This window comes from Micromonospora sp. HM5-17, assembly GCF_003762835.1.
Lineage (GTDB): Bacteria > Actinomycetota > Actinomycetes > Mycobacteriales > Micromonosporaceae > Plantactinospora.
This window is the reverse complement of record NZ_RJWA01000010.1, coordinates 14,736-40,235: the sequence shown is the minus strand read 5'-3', so window position 1 is coordinate 40,235 and position 25,500 is coordinate 14,736. Positions and strand designations below refer to the sequence as shown.

19 protein-coding genes, 1 tRNA gene and 1 pseudogene are annotated in these 25,500 nt (G+C 72.3%); 6 read left to right on the top strand and 15 right to left on the bottom strand.

The window, feature by feature from the left end:
• Positions 1-17 precede the first annotated feature (17 nt).
• The 3 genes from dgoD to EF879_RS23245 are packed head-to-tail and all read right to left on the bottom strand — an operon-like array spanning position 18 to position 2,700.
• Positions 18-1,163 carry a galactonate dehydratase gene (gene dgoD / locus EF879_RS23255; protein WP_123562119.1) on the bottom strand — a complete coding sequence of 382 codons (1,146 nt, stop codon included), beginning with the start codon at positions 1,161-1,163 and terminating at the stop codon, positions 18-20.
• Positions 1,160-1,921, bottom strand: coding sequence for a FadR/GntR family transcriptional regulator (locus EF879_RS23250; protein ID WP_233604692.1), 762 nt, complete (start codon positions 1,919-1,921; stop codon positions 1,160-1,162). The genes dgoD and EF879_RS23250 overlap by 4 nt, the downstream gene beginning before the upstream one ends.
• A complete protein-coding gene (locus EF879_RS23245; RefSeq protein ID WP_233604691.1) occupies positions 1,918-2,700 on the bottom strand; it encodes an SDR family NAD(P)-dependent oxidoreductase in 783 nt (260 codons plus the stop codon). Before EF879_RS23245 ends, EF879_RS23250 begins: the two co-directional genes overlap by 4 nt.
• A gap of 238 nt (positions 2,701-2,938) precedes the next feature.
• On the opposite strand from EF879_RS23245, the gene EF879_RS23240 reads away from it, so the two are divergent.
• The 6 genes from EF879_RS23240 to EF879_RS23215 all read left to right on the top strand — a co-directional run bounded on the left by EF879_RS23240 (position 2,939) and on the right by EF879_RS23215 (position 11,111).
• A complete protein-coding gene (locus tag EF879_RS23240) occupies positions 2,939-4,279 on the top strand; it encodes an ABC transporter substrate-binding protein (protein WP_123562115.1) in 1,341 nt (446 codons plus the stop codon).
• Positions 4,280-4,363: 84 nt separating this feature from the next.
• Positions 4,364-5,260: a carbohydrate ABC transporter permease gene (locus EF879_RS23235; protein ID WP_123562113.1), complete on the top strand. Its 897-nt coding sequence runs from the start codon at positions 4,364-4,366 to the stop codon at positions 5,258-5,260.
• A complete protein-coding gene (locus tag EF879_RS23230) occupies positions 5,257-6,177 on the top strand; it encodes a carbohydrate ABC transporter permease (protein ID WP_123562111.1) in 921 nt (306 codons plus the stop codon). Before EF879_RS23235 ends, EF879_RS23230 begins: the two co-directional genes overlap by 4 nt.
• A 25-nt stretch (positions 6,178-6,202) precedes the next feature.
• Positions 6,203-8,236: a glycoside hydrolase family 2 protein gene (locus tag EF879_RS23225; RefSeq protein ID WP_123562109.1), complete on the top strand. Its 2,034-nt coding sequence runs from the start codon at positions 6,203-6,205 to the stop codon at positions 8,234-8,236.
• 35 nt (positions 8,237-8,271) lie between these two features.
• On the top strand, positions 8,272-9,636 hold the full coding sequence (locus tag EF879_RS23220; RefSeq protein WP_233604690.1) for a cellulase-like family protein: 1,365 nt from the start codon (positions 8,272-8,274) through the stop codon (positions 9,634-9,636).
• A 275-nt stretch (positions 9,637-9,911) separates the two neighbouring features.
• On the top strand, positions 9,912-11,111 hold the full coding sequence (locus EF879_RS23215) for an SGNH/GDSL hydrolase family protein (RefSeq protein ID WP_233604689.1): 1,200 nt from the start codon (positions 9,912-9,914) through the stop codon (positions 11,109-11,111).
• Between the two features lie 186 nt (positions 11,112-11,297).
• Here the strand turns inward: EF879_RS23215 and EF879_RS23210 are convergent.
• The 12 genes and pseudogenes from EF879_RS23210 to EF879_RS23155 all read right to left on the bottom strand — a co-directional run bounded on the left by EF879_RS23210 (position 11,298) and on the right by EF879_RS23155 (position 25,484).
• A tRNA-Pro gene (locus EF879_RS23210) sits at positions 11,298-11,371 on the bottom strand.
• 224 nt (positions 11,372-11,595) lie between these two features.
• Positions 11,596-13,002 (bottom strand): ribosome biogenesis GTPase Der, encoded by a 1,407-nt coding sequence (der, locus tag EF879_RS23205; protein WP_123562105.1) that lies wholly within the window; start codon positions 13,000-13,002, stop codon positions 11,596-11,598.
• Between the two features lie 67 nt (positions 13,003-13,069).
• Positions 13,070-13,753, bottom strand: coding sequence for a (d)CMP kinase (gene cmk, locus EF879_RS23200; protein ID WP_123562103.1), 684 nt, complete (start codon positions 13,751-13,753; stop codon positions 13,070-13,072).
• Between the two features lie 148 nt (positions 13,754-13,901).
• Positions 13,902-14,648 carry a pseudouridine synthase gene (locus EF879_RS23195; RefSeq protein ID WP_123562101.1) on the bottom strand — a complete coding sequence of 249 codons (747 nt, stop codon included), beginning with the start codon at positions 14,646-14,648 and terminating at the stop codon, positions 13,902-13,904.
• The gene (gene scpB / locus EF879_RS23190; RefSeq protein ID WP_123562099.1) at positions 14,635-15,627 is read right to left on the bottom strand and encodes an SMC-Scp complex subunit ScpB; all 993 of its coding nucleotides are present in this window, start codon (positions 15,625-15,627) and stop codon (positions 14,635-14,637) included. Before scpB ends, EF879_RS23195 begins: the two co-directional genes overlap by 14 nt.
• Positions 15,624-16,628, bottom strand: a complete 1,005-nt coding sequence (locus EF879_RS23185) for a ScpA family protein (RefSeq protein WP_233604706.1) — start codon at positions 16,626-16,628, stop codon at positions 15,624-15,626. Before EF879_RS23185 ends, scpB begins: the two co-directional genes overlap by 4 nt.
• A 177-nt stretch (positions 16,629-16,805) precedes the next feature.
• Positions 16,806-17,735 (bottom strand): ParA family protein, encoded by a 930-nt coding sequence (locus EF879_RS23180; protein ID WP_123562097.1) that lies wholly within the window; start codon positions 17,733-17,735, stop codon positions 16,806-16,808.
• 218 nt (positions 17,736-17,953) lie between these two features.
• Positions 17,954-18,958, bottom strand: coding sequence for a tyrosine recombinase (locus EF879_RS23175; RefSeq protein WP_123562095.1), 1,005 nt, complete (start codon positions 18,956-18,958; stop codon positions 17,954-17,956).
• Positions 18,959-19,052: 94 nt separating this feature from the next.
• The gene (gene ald, locus EF879_RS23170; protein WP_123562093.1) at positions 19,053-20,168 is read right to left on the bottom strand and encodes an alanine dehydrogenase; all 1,116 of its coding nucleotides are present in this window, start codon (positions 20,166-20,168) and stop codon (positions 19,053-19,055) included.
• Between the two features lie 309 nt (positions 20,169-20,477).
• A complete protein-coding gene (locus EF879_RS23165) occupies positions 20,478-21,053 on the bottom strand; it encodes an NUDIX hydrolase (RefSeq protein ID WP_233604705.1) in 576 nt (191 codons plus the stop codon).
• A gap of 251 nt (positions 21,054-21,304) precedes the next feature.
• Positions 21,305-23,029: pseudogene (locus EF879_RS23160) on the bottom strand (CTP synthase); the annotation flags it as partial.
• Positions 23,030-23,342: 313 nt separating this feature from the next.
• On the bottom strand, positions 23,343-25,484 hold the full coding sequence (locus EF879_RS23155) for a hypothetical protein (RefSeq protein ID WP_233604704.1): 2,142 nt from the start codon (positions 25,482-25,484) through the stop codon (positions 23,343-23,345).
• Positions 25,485-25,500 lie beyond the last annotated feature (16 nt).

Sequence of the window (25,500 nt, the reverse complement as noted above, 5' to 3'; positions counted from 1 at the left end):
AGGCCGCCGTCGTCGTATCACCACTCGGCGAAGCTGCCGTCGTCGTGCCGCCACACCGGTGAGTGCCAGGCGTGGCCGAGTTCGTCGGCTCTGCGCACCGCCCTCTCGTCGACCTCGATCCCGAGGCCGGGCCGGCGCGGGCGGGCCACCCGGCCGTCGACGAACCGGAAGACCGACGGGTCGACCAGATAGTCGAGCAGCTCGTTGCCGGCGTTGTAGTGGATGCCCAGGCTCTGCTCCTGGATCAGGAAGTTGGGGGTGGCGAAGGCGATCTGCAGGCTCGCGGCGAGGGCGATCGGCCCCAGCGGACAGTGCGGAGCCACGCTGACCCCGTACACCTCGGCCATGGCCGCGATCCGGCGCACCTCGGAGATGCCGCCGGCGTGGCTGATGTCCGGCTGCACGACGGCGAGCCCGGTGTCGAGCACCTCCCGGAAGTCCCACCGGGAGTACATCCGCTCGCCGGTGGCGAGCGGCACCGGGGAGGCGGCCACCACGTGCCGCAGCTGGTGCCGCTCCTCGGGCAGCAGCGGCTCCTCGACGAAGAGCGGGCGGTACGGCTCCAGCAGCGGCAGCAGCCGACGGGCGTTGGCCAGGCTGACCCGACCGTGGAAGTCGATCGCGACGTCCCGGGAGTCGCCCAGCACGTCCCGGACCGCGGCGACGCGCCGGACGACCGCCTCGATCTCGGCCGGGGTGGCGATAGGGCCGAGCCGGCCCGAGGCGTTCATCTTCACCGCGGTGAATCCCGCCTCGACCTGCGCCCGGACGGCGTCCTCCAGCTCGGCCGGCTCGTCGCCACCGACCCACGAGTAGACCCGGGTCCAGTCCCGCACCGGGCCGCCCAGCAGCTCGTGTACCGGCGCGCCCCGGACCTTGCCGGCGATGTCCCACAGCGCCTGGTCCAGCCCGGCGACGGCGCTGGAGAGGACCGGACCGCCGCGGTAGAAGCCACCCTTGCTGAGTACCTGCCAGTGGTCCTCGATGCGCAGCGGGTCGGTGCCGACGAGCAGTTTGGCCAGCTCGGTGACGGCGGTCCGGACCGTGGCCGCCCTGCCCTCGACGATCGGCTCGCCCCACCCGACGATCCCCTCGTCGGTGCCGATCCGGCAGAACAACCAGCGCGGCGGCACGAGGAAGGTCTCGACGGTGGTGATCTTCACTGCGGCTCCCGAGGCGGTGCCGAGGGACCGGAGGCCCGGGCCCTCTCGATGTCGAGCAGGCTCTTGGCGAGCAGCGCGGTGACGGCGGCGGCCGCACCCTCCGCGTCACGGGCGCGGATGGCGCTCAACACCGCGGCATGGGCGGGGGTGGGGTCGTCGTCCTGGACGGCACCATGCACCATCCGGTCCCGGGCGGCCAACCCGGTCTCCAGCACCACGTCCATGCTGACCAGCAGCTCGTTGTGGGTGGCGACGAGGAGGGCGCGGTGAAACGCGAGGTCGGCCTCGACCGCGTCGCCGTCGCCGCCCGCCGCGGCCGCCATCAGCTCCAGCGCCCGCTCCAGCGCGGCGATGTCGGAGTCGGTACGGCGCAACGCCGCCAGCCGGGCGCTCGCCGGTTCGAGGATGCCGCGCACCTCCGCGAAGTCGTCGAGGAACTGGCTGTCGGGCAGGCCCTCGAACCGCCAGCGCACCACGTCCGGGTCGAGCAGCCGCCACTCGCTGCGGGGCTGGACGAACGTGCCGCGCTTGGGTCGGGCGTCGACGAGCCCCTTGGCCTTGAGCACACGAAGCGCCTCGCGCAGTACCGTGCGGCTGACGTCCAGCTCGACCTCGATGCCCGGCACGTCGAGCGTCTCGCCCTCGGCAAGATCTCCGGTAAGGATGCGCCGGCCGAGCCGCTCCACCACCTCGCCGTGCAGGCCGCGGCCACGGTACGCGCCGGGCGCCCTTCTCCCGATCATTCCCGCCCCGTTCATGCCGAGTCCTTCACCACGCTCCATCCGCCGTCGATGACAAGACTGGCGCCGGTGATGAAGGACGCCTCGCCGGAGGCGAGGAACGCGATGCCGGCCGCCACCTCGGCAGGTTCACCGAACCGCCCGACCACCGTTGCCGCCGCGCTGCGCGACCGGTCGGCCTCGGAGACGCGGTCCCACGCCCGACTCATCACCGGCCCGGGCAGCACACTGTTCACGCGTACCGCCGGACCGTACTCGACGGCAAGCTGCCGGGTCAGCGCGGCGAGCCCGCCCTTGGCGGCGGCGTAGGCCGGGTGGCCGGGAACTCCGAACATCGCGTGCACCGAGGACACCACGACGACCGCGCCACCGCCGGGCGCCGCCGACCGCCTGAGACCGGGCAGGCAGGCCCGGAAGCCGAGGTACGTCGCGGAGAGGTTGACCGCGATCTGCCGGTCCCACGAGGCCGGGGTGAGCTCGCCGGCCGGTGCCACCTCCACCGTGAACGCGTTGCTCACCAGCACGTCCACCGGGCCGGTCCGTTCGGCGTGGGCGACGACCTCGGCCCAGCGCCGCTCGTCAGCCGCGTCGGCCAGCAGGGCCTCCGCCCGACCGCCGCCGGACCGGATGTCGTCGGCCACCCGCTCGACCCCGGGGTCGACGTCGGTCAGCACCACCGTGGCGCCCTCCGCGGCGAGCCGGCGGGCGGTGGCGGCCCCGATCCCGGAGGCGGCACCGGTCACCACCGCCACCCGTCCGGCGAACCGCGCACCGGGATACCTCACGTGCACACTCACCCTCCCCCTTCCCCCGTCGACCGACCCGGCGTTCACTGTAGATGAAAGCATTTTTTATGACTACATCTTGACAGAGACATAGCGATACATGAGCCTCCTGCCAGGCAGGCAGGGGCGCCTGAGGCTCCTGCCGGGCAGGCAGGGGCGCCCGGCAACGCTGAGCCGGACGGCTCAGCGGCGTGCCAAGCCCACCACGTCCACCCGCCACCGGGGGGTGGACCGCGAGTGAGGAGACAGGATGAGACGTACGCGCGGTCGCTGGCGGGGCCGAACCGCGTTGTTGTTCGGGCTGGTGCTCGCCGTGGTCATCGCCGGCTGCAGCTCGGGCTCGGACCCGGCGTCCACTGGAGAATCAGCTCGTAAGCCGGGTGAGAAGATCACCCTGACCTTCTGGTCCTGGGTGCCCGGCGTGGACAAGGCCGTCGACCTGTGGAACTCCGAGAACCCGGAGGTCCAGGTCAAGCTGGAGAAGATTCCGGCGGGCAACTCGGGCGGCTACGCGAAGATGTACTCCGCGCTGGAGGCCGGTACCGGCGCGCCCGACCTGGCCCAGATCGAGTACCAGGAGCTCCCCGGCTTCCTCCTCGAGGGTGGACTGGTCGACCTGGCGAAGTACGGCGCCAAGGACGATGCCGGCAAGTTCGTCGAGTGGCAGTGGCGGCAGGTCGCCTTCGGCGACGGGGTGTACGCCATTCCGCAGGCCTCCGGCCCCATGGCCTTCTTCTACCGCCAGGACCTGTTCAGCCGCTGGGGAATCGAGCCACCGAAGACGTGGGACGAGTTCCGACAGGCGGCGCAGACCATCCGCGCCAAGGATCCCAAGGCCTACATCTCGACGTTCCCACCGGGCAACGCCGGCTGGTTCGCCGGCCTGGCCTGGCAGGCCGGTGCCAAGTGGTTCGGCGTCGAAGGCGACACCTGGATCGTCAACATCAACAGCCCGGAGACCCGCAAGGTCGCCGAGTACTGGGACGGCCTGGTTCGGGACAAGCTCGTCAAGACCGATCCCGACTTCCAGAACGGGTGGTACAAGGACCTGCAGGAGGGCGCCATCGTCGGCTGGGTGAGCGCCCAGTGGGGTGACGCGATCCTCGCCGGCAACGCGCCGCAGACCGCCGGAAAGTGGCGGGTCGCGCCCATTCCGCAGTGGGACACCGGATCGTTCGTCTCCGCCAACTGGGGCGGTTCCACCACCGCCGTCCTCAAGGGAGCGAAGTACCCCAAGGAGGCGAAGGACTTCGCCGTCTGGCTGAACACCGACCCGGAGAGCGTCGACCTGCTGATCCAGGGCGGCTACGGCTGGCCCGCCGCGAAGGACGCGCTGTCCGGCTCGGCGCTGGACAAGCCGTACGACTTCTTCGGTGGGCAGAAGATCAACGACGTGTTCGCCGAGGCTGACAAGGCCATCGACCAGGACTGGACGTGGATCCCCACCACCGCGGCGACCTACCAGCACCTCGGCGACGGCTTCCAGAAGGCGATCGCCGGGCAGGGCACCTTCGTCGACGCCGTCGAGGCGGCGCAGGTCAAGACCGAGGCCGACCTGAAGGCGAAGGGCCTCAAGGTCAAGGCCGGCTGACCGGAGCCGGCGCCCGTCCGGTGGGCGGGCGCCGGCTCCGCGGTGCACACCCGACGCGTCCCATCACCACCCCGGGGGGAACCCATGCGCTCACGCCGATCGGACCGGGCCGCCGCGGCCGGGTTCCTGGCTCCCTTCCTCCTCCTGTTCACCGCCTTCTTCGCCCTGCCGATCGGCTACGCGGTGTACCAGAGCCTGCTTGCCGTGGAGCGGATCGGACCGCTCGGGCTCGGCGGGTCCAGGACAGTCTTCGCCGGTCTCTCGAACTACCGGGCCGCCCTCACCGACGATGCGTTCCTGGACAGCATCACCCGCGTGCTGCTGTACGCCGTGGTCCAGGTCCCCCTGATGATCGGCCTGGCCACGATACTGGCGCTGCTGCTCGACGCGGCCGCCGCGCGCGGCGTGCCCTTCTTCCGCAGCGCCTACTTCCTGCCGTACGGCGTGCCGGGCGTCATCGCCTCGATCCTCTGGGGATTCCTCTACGTCCCCGGCGTCAGCCCGATCATCGACCTGCTCGACGCGGCCGGACTGACCGTCAACCTACTCGACTCCGGCAGCGTGCTCTGGTCCATCGCCAACATCGTGACCTGGGAGTTCGCCGGCTACAACATGCTGGTCATCGTCGCCCAGCTCAAGGCGATCAACAGTGAGCTGTACGAGGCGGCCCGCATCGACGGCGCCGACGCCTGGCAGGTGATTCGCCACGTGAAGCTGCCCCTCATCCGGCCGGCGATCGTGCTCACCACGGTGTTCACCATCATCGGCACCCTCCAGCTGTTCGCCGAGCCGCTGGTGCTGCGTCCGACCTCGACCGCGATCAACACGTCCTACACACCCAACCTGGCCGCGTACACCCAGGCGTTTGTCAACAACAACTACAGCCTCGCCGCGGCGCAGTCGGTCATCCTCGCGGTGGCCGCGTGCGTGCTGTCGTTCGGCTTTCTCCGCCTCGTCGGACGCAGGGAGGACGACCGGTGACCACACTCGTCGAGCCACACGCGACGCGGTCCGGCGGATCGCCGGCCCCGGCCGAGGCGGCGCGGAGGCGCCGCCTCGGGCCGGAGCTGCACTGGCGGATTCTCGTCGTCGGCCTGCTCACGGTCTTCGCGGTGTACTTCCTGCTGCCGGTCTACTGGCTGGTCGTCGCCTCGACGAAGAGCACGGATCAGCTCTTCGGATCGTTCGGGCTGTGGTTCTCCGAGCCGCGCCTGATCGACAACCTGCGCAACGTCCTCACCCACGACGACGGGATCTACCTGCGGTGGGCCGTCAACAGCGTCCTCTACGCCGGTGTGGGCAGCGCGGTGGCGACCCTCATCTCCGCGATGGCGGGGTACGCGCTGGCAAAGTACCGCTTCCGGGGCCGGGAGGCGCTGTTCAACCTCATCCTCGCCGGCGTGCTGATCCCGGGTACCGCGCTCGCCCTCCCGCTCTACCTGATGATCAGCAAGGTCGGCATGGCGAACACCTACTGGGCCGTGCTCCTGCCCTCGATGGTCAGTCCGTTCGGCGTCTACCTGTGCCGCATGTACGCCGCGACCGCCGTCCCCGACTCGATACTGGAGTCGGCGCGGATGGACGGGGCCAGCGAGCGACGCATCTTCACCACCCTGGCGGTGCGCATCATGTCCCCGGCCCTGGTGACCGTCTTCCTGTTCCAGTTCGTCGGCATCTGGAACAACTACTTCCTGCCACTGGTCATGCTCTCCGACCCGGCGCTGTACCCCATCACCCTCGGCCTCACCTCCTGGCAGTCCTTCGCCGACCGTCAGCCCGAGCTCTACCAGTTGACCGTGGGCGGTGCGCTCCTCTCGGTGCTGCCGCTGATGGTCGCCATCGTCGTGCTCCAACGGTTCTGGCGAGGCGGGCTGACCGAGGGAAGCGTCAAGGCATGACCGTTCCGACACCCCTGGAGCCCGCATGACCCCACCCCTGCACGCCACCCGCCGTACCGTTCTGGCCGCCGCCTCGCTCACCGCGCTGACCGCCGCGCTACCCGGTGTGGCCTCCGCCGCCCCCGCCGTCGGCGGCCTGCCCACCCCGTCGGTGCCGCCACACGGTGACCGGGAACCGGCCGGGACCCGGATCGAACGCATCGACGGGACCGGTGTGGTCTTCCAGTACGGTCGGGTCGTTCCGGCCTTCGACGGCTGGGACCGACGCGAGCCGACCCGGGGATACCGCATGCTGGATGGACGCTGGCACTTCCGGTTCGACCCCGAGGACCGCGGACTCCGGGACGGCTGGGCACTGCCCGGCTTCGACACGACGGACTGGGACACCATCGACGTCCCCTCGTCCTGGGACCTCCACGACACCCCGGGCTTCGGCGGCTACGACGGCACGCACTTCGGCGAGGGAACCGCCTTCCAGGACGGCTATGCCTGGTACCGCACCACCGCGACGATCCCCGGCAGCTGGCGGGGACGGCAGGTACGGCTGACGTTCCTCGCGGTGAACTACCGCGCGGACGTCTGGGTGAACGGCAGGTTCGTCGGCGCGCACGAGGGTGGCCACACGCCGTTCGCCATTCCGGTCGGTGAGGTGGTCGCACCGGGGCAGCGGGCGGTCATCGCGGTACGGGTACACCGCCGCCCCTCGTACACCGACTACCGCACCGGGACCGGCCCGATCAGTGACCCGCTCGCGGTGCCGTGGAAGCCGGTCGACTACTGGCCGTACGCCGGCATCACCCGATCGGTGTGGCTGGAGGCCGTTCCCGAGGTGAGCATCCCGAAGGTCCTCGTCTCGGCCCGGGATGGTCGGTTCGAGGCCCGGGTCGTGGTGGAGAACCGCGGCGGTCGCCCGTTCACCGGGCACGTCGTCGTGTCGCCCGGCCGGGGCCCGCGGGCCGGCCGGACATCGGTGCCGGTGGCGGTTCCCGCCGGCCGTGTCGCGGTGGCACGGGTCCAGGTCGCGCTGCCCGACGCGCCGACGTGGAGCCCGGCCGAGCCGACCGTGCTGACCGCAACCGCGGAACTGCACGTCGGGCCGCCGGGCGCCGGGCGGCGGATCGACCAGCTACGGACGGACTACGGCATGCGCTCGGTGGAGGTCGTCGGGTCGACCCTGACGGTCAACGGTGCCCCGGTGTTCCTCAAGGGGATGAACTGGCACGAGGAAACGGCCGCGAGCGGTCGGTCGATGACCCGTGCGGAGTACGACCACGAGCTCGGCCTCGCGCGGGACGCCGGCGCGACCATGCTCCGCAACACGGTCTACAACCGGCACCCGTACGTCTACCAGTGGGCCGACCGGCACGGCGTCTTCGTCATGGACGACATCGACACGATGTGGCTGAACACCGACCAGGAGCGCGTGCAGACCACCACCTACGGGCTCTCCAGGGCGCTCGCGGCGATGATGGCCTGGAACCAGCACAACAACCCGTCGGTGATCCTCTGGTGCCTGCAGAACGAGTCGGAGATCGACCCGGACGGCGCTCCCGTCTACCGCGCCTGGCTCACGGACATGAAGGACGCCGTCAAGGCGGTGGACCTCCAGAACCGACCGGTGACCTGGGCATCGAACACGACGTTCGACCCGGCGTTCGACATCGCCGACGTGATCGGCTTCAACGAGTACTTCGGCTACTTCTACGGCCAGAACTCCGATCTCGGCCCGGCCATCGACGACGTACACACCCGGTACCCGGACAAGCCCATTCTGATCACCGAGAACGGGACCTGGTCGTTCCTCGGCCACCACGGCCCCGCGGACGAGCACGGCACCGAGGAGTGGCAGGCGGCCAGCTTCCGGTCGCACTGGGACCAGGTGTCGGCACGCGCGGCCTACGTCGCCGGATACACGTTCTGGGTGCTCAAGGACTACAAGCAACGGTGCGGTTACAACGAGGAGTACAACGGCATCTCCGTGATGGGGATGGTGGGCTTCGACTCCACCACCCGCCGTCTGGTGTACGACGCGTTCGAGAACGCGCGTTCACCACGGTGACGTCCCCCGACCCCGTTCCGAAAGGCTCCTGACCCGTGACGATCGTCCACCCCCACGGGGTTCCGGCACACCTACCGCCGCGGCTGACCATCACACTCTGGGACTTCAGCTGGTACACCCAGGCCACCGCCGGAGAGCCGTTCCACGACCTCGACACGGCCTTCGCCGAGGCCGTCGGGCGCGGCTACAACACGGTACGGATCTGCGCCATGCCGTACCTGCTCTTCGGGGACCACGGCATCGACACCTCGGCGCTGCGGTTCACGTCCATGGGTGGTGACGTTGGCCGACGCACCCGCTGGTACAACGTGGCGGGCGGCGCCGTCCTGGACGGGCGGCGACGCCTCCTCGCGCTCTTCGAGGCCGCCCGGCGACACGACTGCTACGTGATCCTGTCCTCCTGGGAGTACCAGCAGAGTCCGGCCTTCCTACAGGGGCGGGAGTGGTACGACGCGCTCATCTCGATCCCGCCGTCGGATCGGCACGTCACCATCGCCCGGGCGATGGCCGACCTCGTGGGTTTCGTCAAGGACGCCGGGCTGGCCGACCGGATCGCCTACGCCGAGCTGCACAACGAGGTCGACCTGAGCCGGCTGACCCAGGTCGACGGCGGGGACACGGACCCCTACTGGCCGCAGCGGCAGGCCGTCGCCGACGGCGTCGCGGTGCTGCGGGAGCGGCACCCCGACGTGCTCGCGACGACGTGCTACGGCATCCCGCCGTACCTCGACATGGCGGCCGTACCCGACAACGGGCAGGTCGCGCACTTCCACGTCTACGTCTACGGGGTCCTGGCCGCGTTGGAGAGGTGGGCGGGGGTACGCGTCCCGCCGCCGGAGTTCCCCACCCCGCGGCTACGGGCGCTGCTCCGGGAGGATGCGCCGCCGTTCGAGGCCTACGCCAAGCAGATCGAGCCGTGGCGGCTGGCGGCGACCGGCGTCTCGGCGAGCATGTTCTACAGCTACGACTGGGTCGACACCGCGAAGTGGGACCGCTGGCTGTACGAGAACTACGGTGACTACCGGATCGCGATGACGCAGGCGCTCGACGACCGGCTCTCGGTCATCGCCCGATGGGCCGACCGGCACGGGGTGCCGGCCGTCATCGGCGAGGGGTGGATCGGCTACACCCCGCTCCTCGCGGAGTTCGAGGACGGACCGGTCGGTCAGGGCCTGGCCGAGCACGCCCTGACGCGCTGCATGGAGTACGGCTTCTGGGGGGTCGTCCTGGGATCCAACTCGGCGCCGCACCACCCCGGCTGGCGCAACGTGGAGTGGCAGCGCCGGTGGACCAGCCGGTTCCGGTCCGGCCAGGGGATGAACGGCGGCCCGGGGCAGCACGCGGCGTCGCCGTCCGGGGAGGTCGCGGACGGACCCGGCACGGGGAATGGAGAGGTCTGACGATGAGCCGTCGTACCGGCCCGTCGCCGCGACGTCTTACCGGTCCGTCGCCGCGACCCGGGCACCCTCGGCGCCCGGGTCGCGCCCTGATCGCGCGACCGCCGATCAGCCGGAGGGCGGGGGGCTGGCGCGTCGCGGTCGCGGCGGCGGTGGTGGCGGCGCTGCTGCCGGTCGACGCGCCGGCAGCGGGGGCCGACACCGGGACCCTGGCACGACCGGAACCTGGCACTCACGCCACGCATCCGACCGGGCGAACCGCCGGACCGCAGGGCGAGGTGGCGAAGGGTCCATCGGGTACGGCGGACCGTGGGCGGGCCTGGGTCGGTACCTGGCAGACCACCGCCCAAGCGCCGATGGGACCGACCTGGCAGGGACCGAACTGGTCCCAGGAGGGATTCGACAACCACTCGCTTCGCCAGGTCGTACGGGTCAGCGTCGGCGGGCCGATGGTGCGGATCAGGGTTTCCAACGTGTACGGTCAACGGCCGCTCCGGCTGACCGGTGCGACGGTCGGCAAGGCCGCGCAGGGAGCGGCCGTGCAGCCCGGGACCCTGCGCCGGGTCCGGTTCGACCGCACGTCCTCCACCGTCGTTCCTCCGGGGCGCGAGAGGTTCAGCGACGCGGTGCCGCTGTCGGTGGCGCCACTGGACCGGCTGACGGTGACCCTGTACGTCGCCGAACCCACCGGACCCGCGACGTTCCACGAGTTCGCCGCGGCGACGACGTACCGCGCCACCGGGGACCACCTGTTCGACGAGACCGCCGCCGCCTACACGGAGACCGGCCGGTCCTGGTACTACCTGTCCGGCGTCGACGTCGCCCGGCAGCGGGGCCGCGCGGAGCACGCCGTGGTCATCGCCGGCGACTCGATCACCGACGGAGTGGGCGCGAGTAGCGACACCGACAACCGGTGGCCGGACGAGTTGGCCGAACGCCTCGCCGCAGCCCACCGGCCGGTTGGGGTCCTCAACGCAGGGCTGGCCGGCAACCGGCTGCTGACCGACTCCAACTGCTACGGCGAACGGCTGACGGCCCGCTTCGCCCGTGATGTTCTGGACCAGTCCGGGGTGAGAACCGTGGTGGTGCTGGAGGGCATCAACGACATCGGTGCCCCGCTGTGGGTCGACCCGTGCCTCGGCCCCCGCCCGGTCATCACCGCCGATCAGCTGATCGAGGGCTACCGGACGCTGATCCGGGCCGCCCACGCCCGAGGCATCACGATCATTGGCGCGACACTGCTTCCGTTCAAGGGTGGCGGCTACCACAGCGACCAGGGCGAGCAGACGCGGGTAACGGTCAACCAGTGGATGCGGACCAGCGGCGAGTTCGACGCAGTCGTCGACCTCGACCAGGCGGTCGCCGACCCGAGCGAACCGGCTCGGATGCGCGCGGACTACAACGCGGGTGACGGCATCCACCCGAACGACGCCGGCTACCGGGCGATGGCCGCAGCCTTCGACCTCGACGACCTGTAGTAGGCCGTACCGGGTGGACGCCCGGAGATCTGGTCGGCACGGGACCGTCGGCTCGGCGCGGCGACGTGGTCCCCACGTGGTCCCCACCCTCGGGCCGTCTAGATCCACCACGGCCGCTGTCCCGGAAACGTAAGAGAGGCCGTTGACCAGGGCGTACGCTCCGGTCGACGGCCTCTCTCGGTGCTGTCGGGACGGCCGGATTTGAACCGACGACCCCTTGACCCCCAGTCAAGTGCGCTACCAAGCTGCGCCACGTCCCGTTGCCACCGTGCAGGTCTCTCCTGAGGTGGCCGATACAGCTTAGCGCAGGATGATCCCGGACGCGCACACGCCCTCCCCCTGTCGCCGCGGTCCGGGGTCGGTGCCGGTCGACCACGGCACACCCCGTACACCATCCTAGGAGGATGGGTTGATGTGCGACCGCGCCGGCGGCTCGCGCCGACCGGGGTGCGGCAGTAGCCGACCGCACCCCGGTCGGCGGTCGCTAGCCGCGTGCCTTGCCGCGCCCGCCGGCCCCGGCCCTCTTCCGGGGACGGACGGAGACCTCCACCGGGGTGCCCTGGAAGCCGAACTCCTCCCGGAGCTTCCGCTCGATGAACCGCTGGTAGCCGGCGTCCAGCGGGCCGGTGGTGAAGAGGACGAACCGGGGTGGGCAGGTTCCGGCCTGGGTGGCGAAGAGCACCCGGGGTGCCCGACCACCGCGTACCGGGTGCGGGGTCGCCTGCACCAGCGCACTGAGCCACTGGTTGAGCTGCCCGGTCGGTACCCGGGTCTCCCAGCTCGCCAGGGCGGTCCGCAGCGCCGGGGCGAGCCGTTCCACCGCCCGTCCGGTCTTCGCCGAGAGGTTCACCCGGATCGCCCACGGGATTCGCCGCAGCTCCCGGTCGATTTCCCGGTCCAGGTAGTACCGCCGCTCGGCGTCGACCAGGTCCCACTTGTTGAACGCGATGACCAGCGCCCGCCCGGCCTCGGTGACCATGGTCAGGATCCGCTGGTCCTGCTCGCTGATCGGCTCGCTCGCGTCGAGGAGCACCACCGCCACCTCCGCGGCCTCGATGGCCGCGGCCGTACGCAGGCTGGCGTAGTACTCCGTCCCGCTGGCCCTGCCCACCCGCTTGCGCAGCCCGGCGGTGTCGACGAACCGCCAGACCTCTCCGCCGATCTCGACGAGGCTGTCGACCGGGTCGACGGTGGTGCCGGCGACCGCGTCCACCACCGCCCGCTCCTCCTTTGCCAGCCGGTTCAACAGGCTGGACTTCCCCACGTTGGGGCGGCCCACCAGCGCGACCCGGCGCGGGCCTCGCGGGCCCGCCCCCGAGACCGGAGGCGCCTCGGGCAGCGCCGCGAGGATCGCGTCGAGCAGGTCGCCGGAGCCCCGGCCGTGCAGCGCGGAGACGGGATGCGGCTCGCCGAGCCCGAGGGACCACAGCGACGTCGCGTCGAGCTCGATGGCGCTGTTGTCCGCCTTGTTCGCGACCAGCAGCACCGGCTTGGCGCTACGCCGCAGCATCCGTACCGCGGCCTCGTCCACGTCGGTGGCCCCCACCATGGCGTCGACCACGAACAGCACGACGTCGGCGGTCGCCACCGCCTGCTCGGCCTGGGCCGCGATCGCCGCCGCCCGGTCGCGGGCGTCCGGCTCCCACCCGCCGGTGTCGACCACGGTGAACTGCCGTCCGGCCCACTGGGCGTCGTAGGCCACCCGGTCCCGGGTCACCCCCGGGACGTCCTCCACAACCGCCTGCCGACGGCCGATGATCCGATTCACCAGCGTCGACTTGCCGACGTTGGGGCGCCCGACGACCGCCACCACCGGCACCGGGCCGGCCGGCGCCACCTCGTCGTCGACGTCCGGCTCCCGCAGCTTGACCCAACCGTCTCCGGTACTCACGACGCCTCCTCGCCCCGGCGGGCACCGTCCCGCCCCGCTTCACCACCCGTGCGCCCGATCCGGCGCGTCACCGGTCGGACCGCCGTCCGGTGAGCAGCTCCCGCAGCTGGGCAACCACCTCGTCGACGCCCAGCTCGGTGGTGTCCAGCACCACCGCGTCCGGAGCCTGCCGCAGCGGGTCGGCGGCGCGGGTGGAGTCGAGCCGGTCCCGCCGCGCCAGGTCGGCCGCGGTGGCCGCCAGGTCGGCCGCATTCTCCATGGAGCGGCGTTGCGCCCGCGCCTCGGGTGACGCGGTCAGGTAGACCTTCAGGTCGGCATCCGGCGCCACCACCGAGCCGATGTCCCGACCCTCGACCACGATCCGGCCAGCCGCCTCGATGATCGCCCGCTGCTGGGCGACGAGGATCTCCCGGACGGTGGGCACCGCCGCCACCGCGGAGACGGCCGCGGTCACCTCCGGGCCCCGGATCTCGCGGTCGACGGCGATTCCGTCCGCGGTCACGCTCGGGGCCTCCGGGTCGACGCCGATCCTCAGCTCGACCTCTCTCGCAACCTTCGTCACCGACTCGGCATCGGCCGGATCGACGCCGGAGCGCAGCACCGCCCAGGTCACCGCCCGATACATGGCACCGGTGTCCAGGTAGCGGGCGCCAAGGGCGCTCGCCAGCCGTCGGGAGACGGTGGACTTCCCCGAACCGGACGGGCCATCCACGGCGACCACACATCGCCCGGTCCGTACCTCTTCCGCCACCGTTCCTCCTTCACCCACTCGACACCGTCGGCCCACGGCCGGTCGGCGGCGGCGCACCGCGCCTCCGCGTTTCGCTGTCCATCATGCCCCGCGCCCCGACCCGGCCTGCGCCCGACGGTCATCGCACAGCGGCGGCTCCCCGACCAGGTCAGCCGCCGACGGCCTTGAACAGCGCGGCGATCTCGGCGTTGCTCAACACCCGGGTACGTCCGGGACGCAGGTTGCCCAGGCGGATCGGCCCGATCGCGGTACGGACCAGCCGGGAGACCGGGTGCCCGACCTCCTCCATCAGGCGCCGCACGATGTGTTTGCGCCCTTCGTGCAGGACGAGTTCCACCTGGGCAATCCGTCCCAGGGTGTCCACCACCCGAAACGCGTCAACCCGCGCCGGTCCGTCCTCCAGTTCGACCCCGGCCTTCAGCCGCCGCCCGACGTTGCGCGGCAACGGCCCCGCCACCTCGCAGAGGTACGTCTTCGGCACCCCGTACGACGGGTGCATCAGCCGGTGCGCGAGCGTCCCGTCGTTGGTGAGCAGCAGCAGGCCCTCACTGTCCGCGTCGAGCCGGCCGACGTGGTAGACCCGTTCCTCGACCCGGCCCAGGAAGTCCGAGATCGCGGTGCGGCCCTTCTCGTCGGCCATCGTCGACACCACGCCGCGCGGCTTGTTCAGCGCCAGGTAGACCAGGCGGGTGTCGGTCACCACCCGCTCACCGTCGACGTGGATGACGGCGGTGGTCGGGTCGACCTTGTCGCCGAGCTGCGCGACCCGCCCGTCCACGGTGACCCGGCGCCGAGCGATCAGGTCCTCGCAGGCGCGCCGGGAGCCGACACCGGCCGCCGCGAGCACCTTCTGGAGGCGTTCGACCCGCGGGGGTGGCTGGTCATCGTGGGGCATCGGTGATCTCTTCCACGTTGTCGGGCAGGAACGGGGCGAGCGGCGGCAACTGGTCGACGCTGTCCAGCCCGAGCTTCTCGAGGAACAGCGTCGTCGTCCGGTAGAGGTGGGCACCGGTCTCCGGTTCGGTGCCGCACTCCTCGACGAGGCCGCGTGAGACCAGGGTACGGATCACTCCGTCGCAGTTGACACCGCGGATGGCCGAGATCCGGGAGCGGGTCACCGGCTGCTTGTAGGCGACCACGGCGAGCGTCTCCAGCGCCGCCTGGGTCAGCCGTACCGACTGCCCGTCCAGGACGAACCGCTCGACGTACGCGGCGTACTCGGGACGGGTGTAGAGCCGCCATCCCCCGGCCGCCCGGCGCAGCTCGAAGCCGTGCCCGGCCTCGGTGTAGTCCCGGGCCAGCCGCTCGAGCATGCCGGCGATCCGCTCGGTCGGCTGCTCCAACACCTGGGCGAGGACGATCTCCGTGACCGGCTGGTCGACGACGAGCAGGATCGCCTCCAGGGCACCGCGCAGCTCGGCGTCGTCGATCAGGGCAAGGTTTCCGGCCCGCCGCCCCGCCTGGTCGGCGGCGGGCGCGGGCTCCGCCGCCTCGGTCGACGCGCCACCGCTCTCGCCCGGCCGCTCCTCGGCCCGGACGTCGGACGGCGTGGGGCCGGACTCTCCCGGCACCTCCCGCGCCGGAACCCCGGACGCGCCGCCGGAGTCGCCCGGCGAGGCCGAATCCGCGCTGACCGGCAACGCCGGTTCGGCGCCGCCGGACGGTCCCGGCTCGGCACCGCCGGACCCCGGTTCGACGGCACCGCGCGGACCCGGTTCGGGATCGCGCGGCGGCTGCGGTTCGGCGGTGTCGCGCGGCTGCGGTTCCGGGTTGTCCGGCGGCGTGGGCGAGTCGGTGGCGGGTGACCGCTTCCAGGGCGGCACCCAGGCCGCGGCCTGCTCGGCCAGGGACTCTGGCCGACCGTCGCTGGTCACCGTGGTTCCTCCTGTGTCTGCTCGGTATCGGTCGGTCCGCCCGCGGTCTCGTCGGCACCGGCCGGCGCGCCGTCGCCCGTCCCCGACGCGGGTCGCTCCCCCTCGGGGCGCCCGGCGGCCGGGGACCCGGCATACTCGTCGATGTCCAGCTCGGCACCACCGTCGGCCGGACCGGTCCACCGTACGGTCAGCTCCCCGAGCGCCTCCACCTGGGTGAAGCCGACCAGTCCCTCCCGGTACAACTCGAGCAGCGCCAGGAACCGGGCCACCACCTCGAGGGTGGACGTGCAGTCGGCGCAGAGAACCCGGAACGTGGCGCTGCCGGCCCGGCGCAGCCGGTCCCGCAGCAGCGCGGCGTGTTCCCGGACGCTGACCCGGACCATGTGCACGTGGTCGATCGAGACCACCGGGGGCGGCTTCGGCGTCATCGCCCTCACCGCCAACGCGGCGAGCCGGTCGGGGCCGATCCCCAGCACCAGGTCGGGCAGCGCCTCGGCGTACCGGGGTTCGAGGGTGACCGCCCGCGGGTAGCGCCGCGAGCCGACGGCCTCCAGCTCGGCGATGTGGGCGGCGGCCTCCTTGAAGGCCTTGTACTGCAGCAACCGGGCGAAAAGCAGGTCTCGCGCCTCCAGCAGGGCGAGATCCTCCTCGTCCTCCACCTCGGCGGCGGGAAGCAGCCGGGCCGCCTTGAGGTCGAGCAGGGTGGCGGCGACGACCAGGAACTCGCTCGCCTCGTCGAGGTCCCAGTCGTCGCCCATCGCCCGGATGTAGGCGAGGAACTCGTCCGTCACCTGGTGCAGGGCGACCTCGGTGACGTCGAGCTTGTGCTTGCCGATGAGTTGCAGCAGCAGGTCGAACGGGCCGGTGAAGTTCGCCAGCCGTACCGTGAAGCCGCTGCCCGACTCCGCCCCGCTCGACGCCTCCGCGGTCGGGCTCGCGGGCGACGACGCGGACGGGGCCGGATCGGGCGACGTCGGGGTGGCCTCGGCGTCGGGCGGCACCGGGTCGGATGGGGAACTCACCCGACGACCGTAGTCCACCGACTCCGAACCGTCGGCGAGCAGCCTCGTGCCGGTACCGTCACTCACCCGATGATCCTCGACACGGCGGGCGCCGGAGCGGGCCCGAAAAGGAACGAGAAGACGTCCGGCGCCGGCCGGCCCCGGACCTCGCACAGGTTACCGCTCGGCCTGCGCGGCGATCACCTCTCGGGCCAGCTGCCGATAGTTCCGGGCCCCGGAGGAGGCCGGGTCGAGGGTGGTGATCGGCGCGCCGGCGACCGTGGACTCGGGGAACTTCACGGTCTTGGTGATCACCGTCTGGTAGACCTTGTCCCCGAACGCCTCGACCACCCGTTGCAGCACCTGCCGGCAGTGCGTGGTGCGGCTGTCGTACATGGTGGCCAGGATGCCTTCCAGCTCCAGGTCGAAGTTGAGCCGTTCCCGCACCTTGTCGATGGTGTCCAGCAGCAGCGCAACGCCGCGGAGGCTGAAGAACTCGCACTCCAGCGGGATGAGGACGCCGTGTGACACGGTCAGGGCGTTGATCGCGAGCAGCCCCAGCGACGGCTGGCAGTCGATGAGGATGAAGTCGTACTCCTTGCGGATTCCCTTCAGCACCCGGGCCAGGGCCATCTCCCGGGCGACCTCGTTGACCAGCTGAATCTCGGCGGCGGAGAGGTCGATGTTGGCGGGAAGCAGGTGCAGCCCGGCCACGTCGGTCTTGATCAGGACGTCGTCGGGGGTGACGTCGTCCTGCATGAGGAGGTTGTAGATTGAGAGGTCGAGATTGTGCGGATTGACCCCGAGCCCCACCGAGAGCGCGCCCTGCGGGTCGAAGTCGACCAGCAACACCTTGCGGCCGTACTCGGCCAGGGCCGCACCCAGGTTGATCGTCGTGGTGGTCTTGCCGACGCCGCCCTTCTGGTTGGCCATCGCGATGATCCGCGCCGGGCCGTGCTGGTCGGGCGGCATCGGCTCGGGGATCGGCTTGCGCATCGTGTACGCGGCCGGGTCGGCGGGACCGAGTTCGGCGCCAAGATCCAGGGCGGACTGCTGCTCGCGTAGAGTCGAGGTCCACGCCTCGGCCCGGTCACCGTTATCAGCCATGTCCTCGTACGCCCCCTCCCGACGACTGCCCGGCGTCGGAGCCGAACGGCGTCCTGTGCGGCGCCGCCGCGAACCTCGATTGCCGCCTCACGAGGCCGCGCCGATGCCGACTGTACGCCACGTCGCAGCACCGTAGTGGGCACCGTCTCGGCGTGTCGACTCGGCGGAGGCACCGTGCGCACGGCCCAAACCTCCGCGCCGAGATTACCCAAGACGATTCAGCCGAGTGCCCGGGGATGCGCCGTGACGTACACCTCGCGGAGCCGGTCCACTGTCACCAGCGTGTAGACCTGGGTGGTGGTGACCGAGGCGTGTCCGAGCAGTTCCTGCACGACCCGGACGTCGGCCCCACCGTCGAGCAGGTGGGTGGCGTACGAGTGGCGCAGCGTGTGCGGCGAGACCGCACCCGGCCCCTCCACCGGCAGCCCGGCGCGCCGGGCCGCCCGGCGCAGGATGGCCCAGGCGCTCTGCCGGGACAGCGGCCCGCCGCGGGCGTTGAGGAAGACGGCCGGGGTGCCCCGGCCGCCGGCGGCGAGCGTCGGCCGGGAGCGGACGAGGTACGCCCGCAGCGCCTCCGCCGCGTACCCGCCGACCGGCACCAGCCGACTCCGACCACCCTTGCCCCGCAGCAGGACCACCCCCTCGACCAGGTCGAGGTCGTCGATCGCCGTACCGACCGCCTCGGAGATCCGCGCGCCGGTGCCGTACAGGAACTCCAGCAGTGCCCGGTCCCGCAGCGGGAGCGTCGCGGCCGGACCGGTCGCCCCGACCGGGCCGGCCGTCTCCAACAGCCGCAGCACGTCGGGGACCTCCAACGCCCGGGGCAGCCGGCGGGGCGGCACCGGAGGGCGGACGTCCCGGCTCGCGTCCTGCCTGACCAGGCCCTCCCGCACGGCAAACCGGTGCAGGCCGCGCACCGCGGAGGCGGCCCGGGCGGCGGAGGCGGCCGACAGCGGCGGATGCTCCGCGTCACCGGCCCGCAACCGCGCCACATGGCGGGCGATCTGCGCCGGCGAGACCGCGGCGAGGTCCTGGACCCCGTCGGCGGCCAGACTCGCCAGGTAGCGTTCCAGGTCCCGGCGGTACGACGCGAGTGTGTTCGTCGACAGCCCACGCTCGACGGTCAGGTGATCGAGGTAGTCGCGCACGACCCGCCGCAGCGCCGCGGAGGGCTCGGCTGACGGCCCGGCAGCCGGCGGGGCCGACGGGTCGGGGGCGTGCACCGGCGCGGCGGCGGCCGGGGACGGCCCGCCGTTCCCGGCCGGGTGCGGCCGCCCGGTCAGCGCACCGCCCCCGTTCGCCAGGCCGCGGCCGGGCTCATCCCAGGACCTCGGCCAGTGGCAGGGTCGACATCCCGTGCGCCTCCGCGACCGGACCGTAGGTGACGTGACCGGCATAGGTGTTGAGGCCGAGCGCGAGCGCCGGGTCCCGCCGCAGCGCCTCGCGCCAGCCGTGGTTGGCCAGCTCCAGCGCGTAGGGGAGGGTGACGTTGGTCAGGGCGTACGTGCTGGTGTGCGGGACCGCTCCGGGCATGTTCGCCACGCAGTAGAACAGCGAGTTGTGCACCGGGTAGACCGGGTCGTCGTGGGTGGTCGGGCGGGAGTCCTCGAAGCAGCCGCCCTGGTCGATCGAGATGTCGACCAGGACGCTGCCGGGCTTCATCTGGGAGACGAGTTCGTTGGTGATCAGCGTCGGCGCCTTGGCCCCGGGCACCAGCACGGCCCCGATCACCAGGTCGGCGTCGAGCACCGCCCGTTCGATCTCGTAGGTGTTCGACGCCACGGTCTGCAGGTGTCCCCGGTAGATGGCGTCGGCCTGGCGAAGCTGGCTGACCGCCCGGTCCAGCAGCAGCACCTCGGCCTGAAGACCAAGCGCGATCGCCGCCGCGTTCCGGCCGGCGACACCGGCGCCGATCACGACCGTCTTGGCCGCGTAGACCCCGGAGACGCCGCCCATCAGCACACCGCGCCCGCCGCCGCTGCGCATCAGGTGGTACGCCCCGACCTGCGGGGCGAGCCGGCCGGCGACCTCGGACATCGGGGCGAGCAGCGGCAGCGACCGGTCGGGCAGTTCGACGGTCTCGTACGCGATGCCGGTGACCTTCCGGTCCAACAGCGCATCGGTGCAGGCCTTGGAGGCGGCCAGGTGCAGGTAGGTGAAGAGCACCTGCCCCTCGCGCATCCGGTGGTACTCCTCGGCCACCGGCTCCTTCACCTTCAGGATCAGCTCGGCGGTGCCCCACACGTCGTCGGCGGTGGGCAGGATCGTGCCTCCGGCCGCGGCGAACTCCTCGTCGCTGATCGACGATCCGGCGCCGGCACCGGTCTCCACGAACACCTCGTGGCCGGCCCGGACGAACTCGTGCACTCCCGCCGGGGTGATCGCCACCCGGTACTCGCGGTTCTTGACCTCGCGCGGAATTCCGACCTTCACGATGCAGACACCCTCTCTCCGGGATCACCGGCCCGGCGGGGCGGCCCCGTTGCCGCCGCCGTCCAACCGTCCCGTGCGCGGAAGTCTAGGGCCGGGCCCCGATCCGGGCAGCCCGCATTGTGACAGGGGGTAACCACCAGTCTTGACGGTGTGTCAGCCGCTGTGGACGTGTCCCGTCGGCGGATGGCCCGGTGCCCAACCCGCCCTGTCGGAGGGTGGCCCGTCCCGGTGGCGGTGTCCCGAGCCGGGTCCCCACCGGGCGCCGCCGCGACAGCGGAGGGTCACCGCCCCCGGCCGGCGGGCCAGCGGTCAGGGCAACGGCGCGTCGGCGGGCCGCAACGGTGCCCAGCCCTGGTCCCGGGCCCGGGCGGCGGCGAGGACCCCGGAGACGCAGGCGACGTTCGTGATCTCGCCGGCCAGCACCATCGCCACCGCCTTGTCCAGGTCGACCCGGGCGACCTCCAGCTCGGCCTCCTCGTCGCGGCGTTCGTGTCGCGCCTCGGGCGGCACCTCGGAGAGGTCCCGGGCCAGGAAGATCCGGATCATCTCGTCCGAGTAGCCCGGCGAGGTGTGCACGTCCACCAGCAGGTCGAGCCGGGCCGCCTGGAGGTCCGCCTCCTCGGCAAGCTCGCGCAGCGCGCTGGCGGGCGGCGCCTCGCCGGCGACGTCGGCGAGACCGGCCGGCAGCTCCCAGAGGTCCCGGCGGAGCGGATGCCGGTACTGGCGGATCAGCACCACCCGCCCCTGGTCGTCCAGCGCGACCACGGCCACCGCGCCGACGTGCCGCACGTAGTCCCGGGACGCCACCCGGCCCCCGGGCATCTCCACCTCGTCGGTGACGACCGAGAAGACCCGGCCCCGGAACCGCTCCTGCCGGGACCGCACCTGGTAGCGGTGGCCGGCTGCCTCGCGGCGGTCCGCGGAGCCGTCGCGACCGGCGGCCTCGCCCCGGTCGGCAGCGCCGCCGGGGCGGGCCGTCTCGTCGCGGTCGACAGCGCCGTCACGGCCGGCCGTCTCGTCACGGCCGGGGTCGGCGACCGGGCCGGTCACGACGGGAAACTCGCGCGGACCGGCTGGACCCCACCGTCGACGCGGCCGTTCCGGTCGCCCGGCTCCGCCGCCGCGGATTCCCCGTTGGCGCCCGCCTCGCCCTCCGTCGTCCCGCCGGTGGCGGCCGATGCCGACGCCAGGTCGACCGGGAGCTGGTCCGCGGCCGAGTACGCGACGACCGCGCCGACGAAGGCGACGAAGAGCGGATGCGGTCGGGTGGGGCGGCTCTTCAACTCCGGATGCGCCTGGGTCGCCACGAAGAACGGGTGCAGCGAGCGGTCCAGCTCCACGAACTCGACCAGCCGGCCGTCCGGGGAGGTCCCGGAGACGTGCAGGCCGGCCTTCTCCAGCACGTCGCGGTAGGCGTTGTTCACCTCGTACCGGTGCCGGTGCCGCTCGCTGACCTCGGTGGTGCCGTACGCCTCGGCGACCAGCGACCCCTCGACCAGCTTCGCCGGGTACGCGCCCAGCCGCATCGTGCCGCCGAGGTCGCCCCTGCCCGCGACGATCTCCTGCTGATCCGCCATGGTGGCGATCACCGGATGCCGGGCCTTCTCGTCGAACTCGAGCGAGTTGGCGCCGTCCAGCCCGGCGAGGTGCCGGGCCACCTCGATGGTCATGCACTGGAGTCCGAGGCAGAGCCCGAGGATCGGGATGCGGTTCTCCCGGGCGTACCGGGCCGCACCGATCTTGCCCTCGATGCCGCGTACGCCGAACCCGCCCGGGATCACGATCCCGTCCACCCCGGCCAGCGCCGCGGCGGCGCCGGAGGTGGTCACGCACTCGTCGCTCGGCACCCACCGCAGCTCCACCCGGGCCCGGTGCCCGAACCCGGCCGCCCGGATCGCCTCGCTCACCGACAGGTACGCGTCGGGCAGGTCGACGTACTTGCCCACCACGGCCACCTGGACGGTGTGGTGCGGGTGGTGGACCCGGTCGAGCAGGTCGTCCCACCGGTCCCAGGCCACGTCCCGGAACGAGAGGCCGAGCCGGCGTACGACGTAGGCGTCCAGCCCTTCGCGGTGCAGCACCTTCGGGATGTCGTAGATGCTCGGCGCGTCGGGCGCGGCGATCACCGCCTCGCGGTCGACGTCGCAGTAGAGCGAGAGCTTGTGCTTGAGCTTGTCGGGGATCTCCCGATCGGAGCGGCAGACGATGGCGTCCGGCTGGATACCGATGTTGCGCAGGGCGGCGACCGAGTGCTGGGTGGGCTTGGTCTTCAGCTCGCCCGACGGCGCGAGGTACGGCACCAGCGAGACGTGCAGATAGAAACAGTTGTCCCGACCGAGGTCGTGGCGGACCTGGCGGATCGCCTCCAGGAAGGGAAGCGACTCGATGTCCCCGACCGTGCCGCCGACCTCGGTGATCACCACATCCGGGGTCCGGCCGTCCTCGTCCGGGTCCGCCATCGCCAGGATCCGGGCCTTGATCTCGTTCGTGATGTGCGGGATCACCTGGACGGTGTCGCCCAGGTACTCCCCGCGCCGCTCCTTGGCGATCACCTCCGAGTAGATCTGGCCGGTGGTGACGTTCGCCTTCCCGGAGAGCGAGCGGTCGAGGAAGCGCTCGTAGTGGCCCACGTCGAGATCGGTTTCGGCCCCGTCTTCGGTGACGAAGACCTCGCCGTGCTGGAACGGGTTCATCGTTCCCGGGTCGACGTTCAGGTACGGGTCGAGCTTCTGCATCACGACCCGCAGACCCCGGGCGGTGAGAAGGTTTCCAAGGCTGGACGCGGTCAGGCCCTTCCCGAGTGAGGAGGCAACGCCCCCGGTGACGAAGATGTGCCTGGTCGTCCGTGCTGAAGGGGCCAAGGCCTGCTCCCGTGGTCGTTCGTTGCGATCATGCAGACCGGGTCCGATCAGCCAAGTGATCCACGCGATCCACGGGATTCCACGGTAACACGGTCCCTGGCCGGGGCACTCGCCGCACCCGTTACCGGGCCGTCGACCCGACGGTCGCCCCGACGCAACCTCGCCGTCACCCCACCGGCGGTCCGGTGCGGGGTGGCCGCGGGGTCGGCATGCCGGCCCCGCGGCGCCACCGCACCGCCCGACCGGTCAGCGGACCGCCCGGCGCGGTCGCCGACCCGGTCGGCGCGCGGCGGGAGGTCATCGCACCGTCCGATCAGCGGGTCGACATGCCGGCCGGGTCCTCCGGCCACGGTACGGCCGGCGGCATGGTCCGGTCGGCGGCATGATCGAGGACCCGCAGGGCGGCCAGGGCCGCCATCGGCACCGCCAGGGCGGCCGCCGCTCCGGCCACGTTGAGCGCGGAGCCGCCGAGCACCCCGCCGAGCAGGGCGGCGACGGTGATCCCGACCATCCCGGCCCGGATCGCCGGGTAGATCCCGAAGAGGCGCTTCAGCCCGCCCCATGGCCGGAGCAGGGCGAACCACACCAGCACCGCACCGACCACGGCCAGCACGGTCAACGGACTGCCGACCAGCGCCGCCAGGTTGGCGGCACTGGACCGGTGCACGGCAAGGCCGCTGGTGCCGTCACCGAAGGCGGCGAGGAACCGTCCGATGCTGCCCCGCTGGTCCGGCGGCTGGCGCAGGTCGAGTACGGCGAACCCGATCGCCACCGCCAGACCGGCGACCGTGGCCGAGGCCAGCCGTCCCGGGGTGAGCCAACCGCCGGTGCTGATCGCGGCCGCGACGCTGACCCCGGCGGTCAACGCGATCGCGCCCACCGGATCGCCGCCCAGGTAGGGACTGCCGACGATGATCACCCCGACGGCACCGACCAGCACGACCACCGCCGGACGCCACTCCCGACGCACCCGCTGGGCGAGCCATCCGGCGGTGAGCAGGCTGCCCGCGACGAAGACGCCGAGCGCGACCACCCCGAGGCCCGCGTAGCGACCGCCCTCCAGGGCCGAATAGCCGATAACCCCGTTGAGCTGAAGCCGGGCGCCCGTGATCACGTCGACGGCGACGACGAGTGCGGCGAGCGCGGCCACGCTCCCCAGCGGCCAGAGGGTCCGCCCGTACGCCCGGGCCAGCCGGACCCCGGCGGTGGCCGCCGCGAGCAGAACGACCGTGACCAGCGCGAAGTAGACACCGGCGTGCTCGCCCCGCCACCACGGGACCACGTCGGCCACCAGGGCGGTGGGAATCGCGAGCGCCGCCGCGATGAGCAGCACCTCGACCGTCGCGACCACCCGCCGGGGCGCCGGGGCCGGACCGCCCGGCCCGGCGTGGCGACGCGCCCGGCGCAGCAGCGGCACCACCGCCACCGCGAGCAGGACCTGCAGGCCGGCCAGGAGCGTGAAGAACCAGCGGGCCACCCGCTGCTGCGCCCGGGCCTCCCGGTCGGCGTCCGACGGCACGGCGAGCGCCTCGGGCAGGTCGGCTGGCCGGCCCTCGACCACGATGGCCGGTCGGCCGGTGAAGAGCTGGTCCGGCGCCGGTCGTCCGAGCGCGGCCAGCGCGGTCGGCGCCAGGTCGACCAGTTGGAGGTAGCCCTCCCGCCCGGTGCTGCGCGAGGTCAGCCAACCCCGCTCCCAGCCGGGCCCGTCCGCCACCACGACGTGCAGCCGTGACGAGCGGTCGGTGTCGGCGATCCCGGCGACCAGCACCAGGGACCGCTCGGGCCGGGCCGCCAGCACCCGGGCGAGGGTGGCGTCGGCGCGCCGCGCGGCGGCCGCCCGGACGTCCGGGTCTTCGCCGGCGACGGTACCCAGGTCGATGATGCTGAGCACACAGGAGGCGAGAAGGTCGCGGGGGTCCGGGGGTAGCTCCTCCGCGTACCGGTCCACCCGCCCGAAGGGCCGCGCCGCGGCGACGGCGGCCCCCGGCCCGACCGCGACCGTGCAGCGGACCGACTCGGCCAGTGCCCCGGGCACCGTCCCCCATCGCAGCGTCACCTGGTTGTAACTGACCGTGGTCCGCTGATCGGGCAGGTTGGCGCTGATCGAATCCGGTCGTTCGATGGTGACGTCGAGGGGCGGGCACGTGGCCGGTACGGCCTCACCGTCCCAGGCCGCGAAGTTGCCGGCGCCGAGGGTCTGCCACCCGTCGATCGGACACGTCGGCTGGCGCGCCGACCGGACCGACAGGGAGCCGATCGCGCCGCCCTCGGCCAGCCGCCACAGCGTGGGCGTGGTCTCCGGGCTCACGTCCTCCCAGCGCAGTCCCGGTACACCGGCCAGGACGACGTAGTCGGCGGTCTTCTCGGGCGCGCCGGCGGCTGGTCGGACGACCAGGGCGGCGAACCCGAGGGCGGCCACCACCACGGTCAGCAGCACCGGGACCAGCCGGCCCAGCGTCGGCCCGAGGGTG

Excerpts from the sequence above, each read along its gene's own strand:
- EF879_RS23225 (WP_123562109.1), top strand. The coding sequence starts at position 6,203 with ATGACCCCACCCCTGCACGCCACCCGCCGTACCGTTCTGGCCGCCGCC.
- EF879_RS23235 (WP_123562113.1), top strand. The coding sequence starts at position 4,364 with ATGCGCTCACGCCGATCGGACCGGGCCGCCGCGGCCGGGTTCCTGGCT.
- EF879_RS23250 (WP_233604692.1), bottom strand. The coding sequence starts at position 1,921 with ATGAACGGGGCGGGAATGATCGGGAGAAGGGCGCCCGGCGCGTACCGT.
- EF879_RS23195 (WP_123562101.1), bottom strand. The coding sequence starts at position 14,648 with ATGCCCCACGATGACCAGCCACCCCCGCGGGTCGAACGCCTCCAGAAG.
- EF879_RS23180 (WP_123562097.1), bottom strand. The coding sequence starts at position 17,735 with ATGGCTGATAACGGTGACCGGGCCGAGGCGTGGACCTCGACTCTACGC.
- EF879_RS23240 (WP_123562115.1), top strand. The coding sequence starts at position 2,939 with ATGAGACGTACGCGCGGTCGCTGGCGGGGCCGAACCGCGTTGTTGTTC.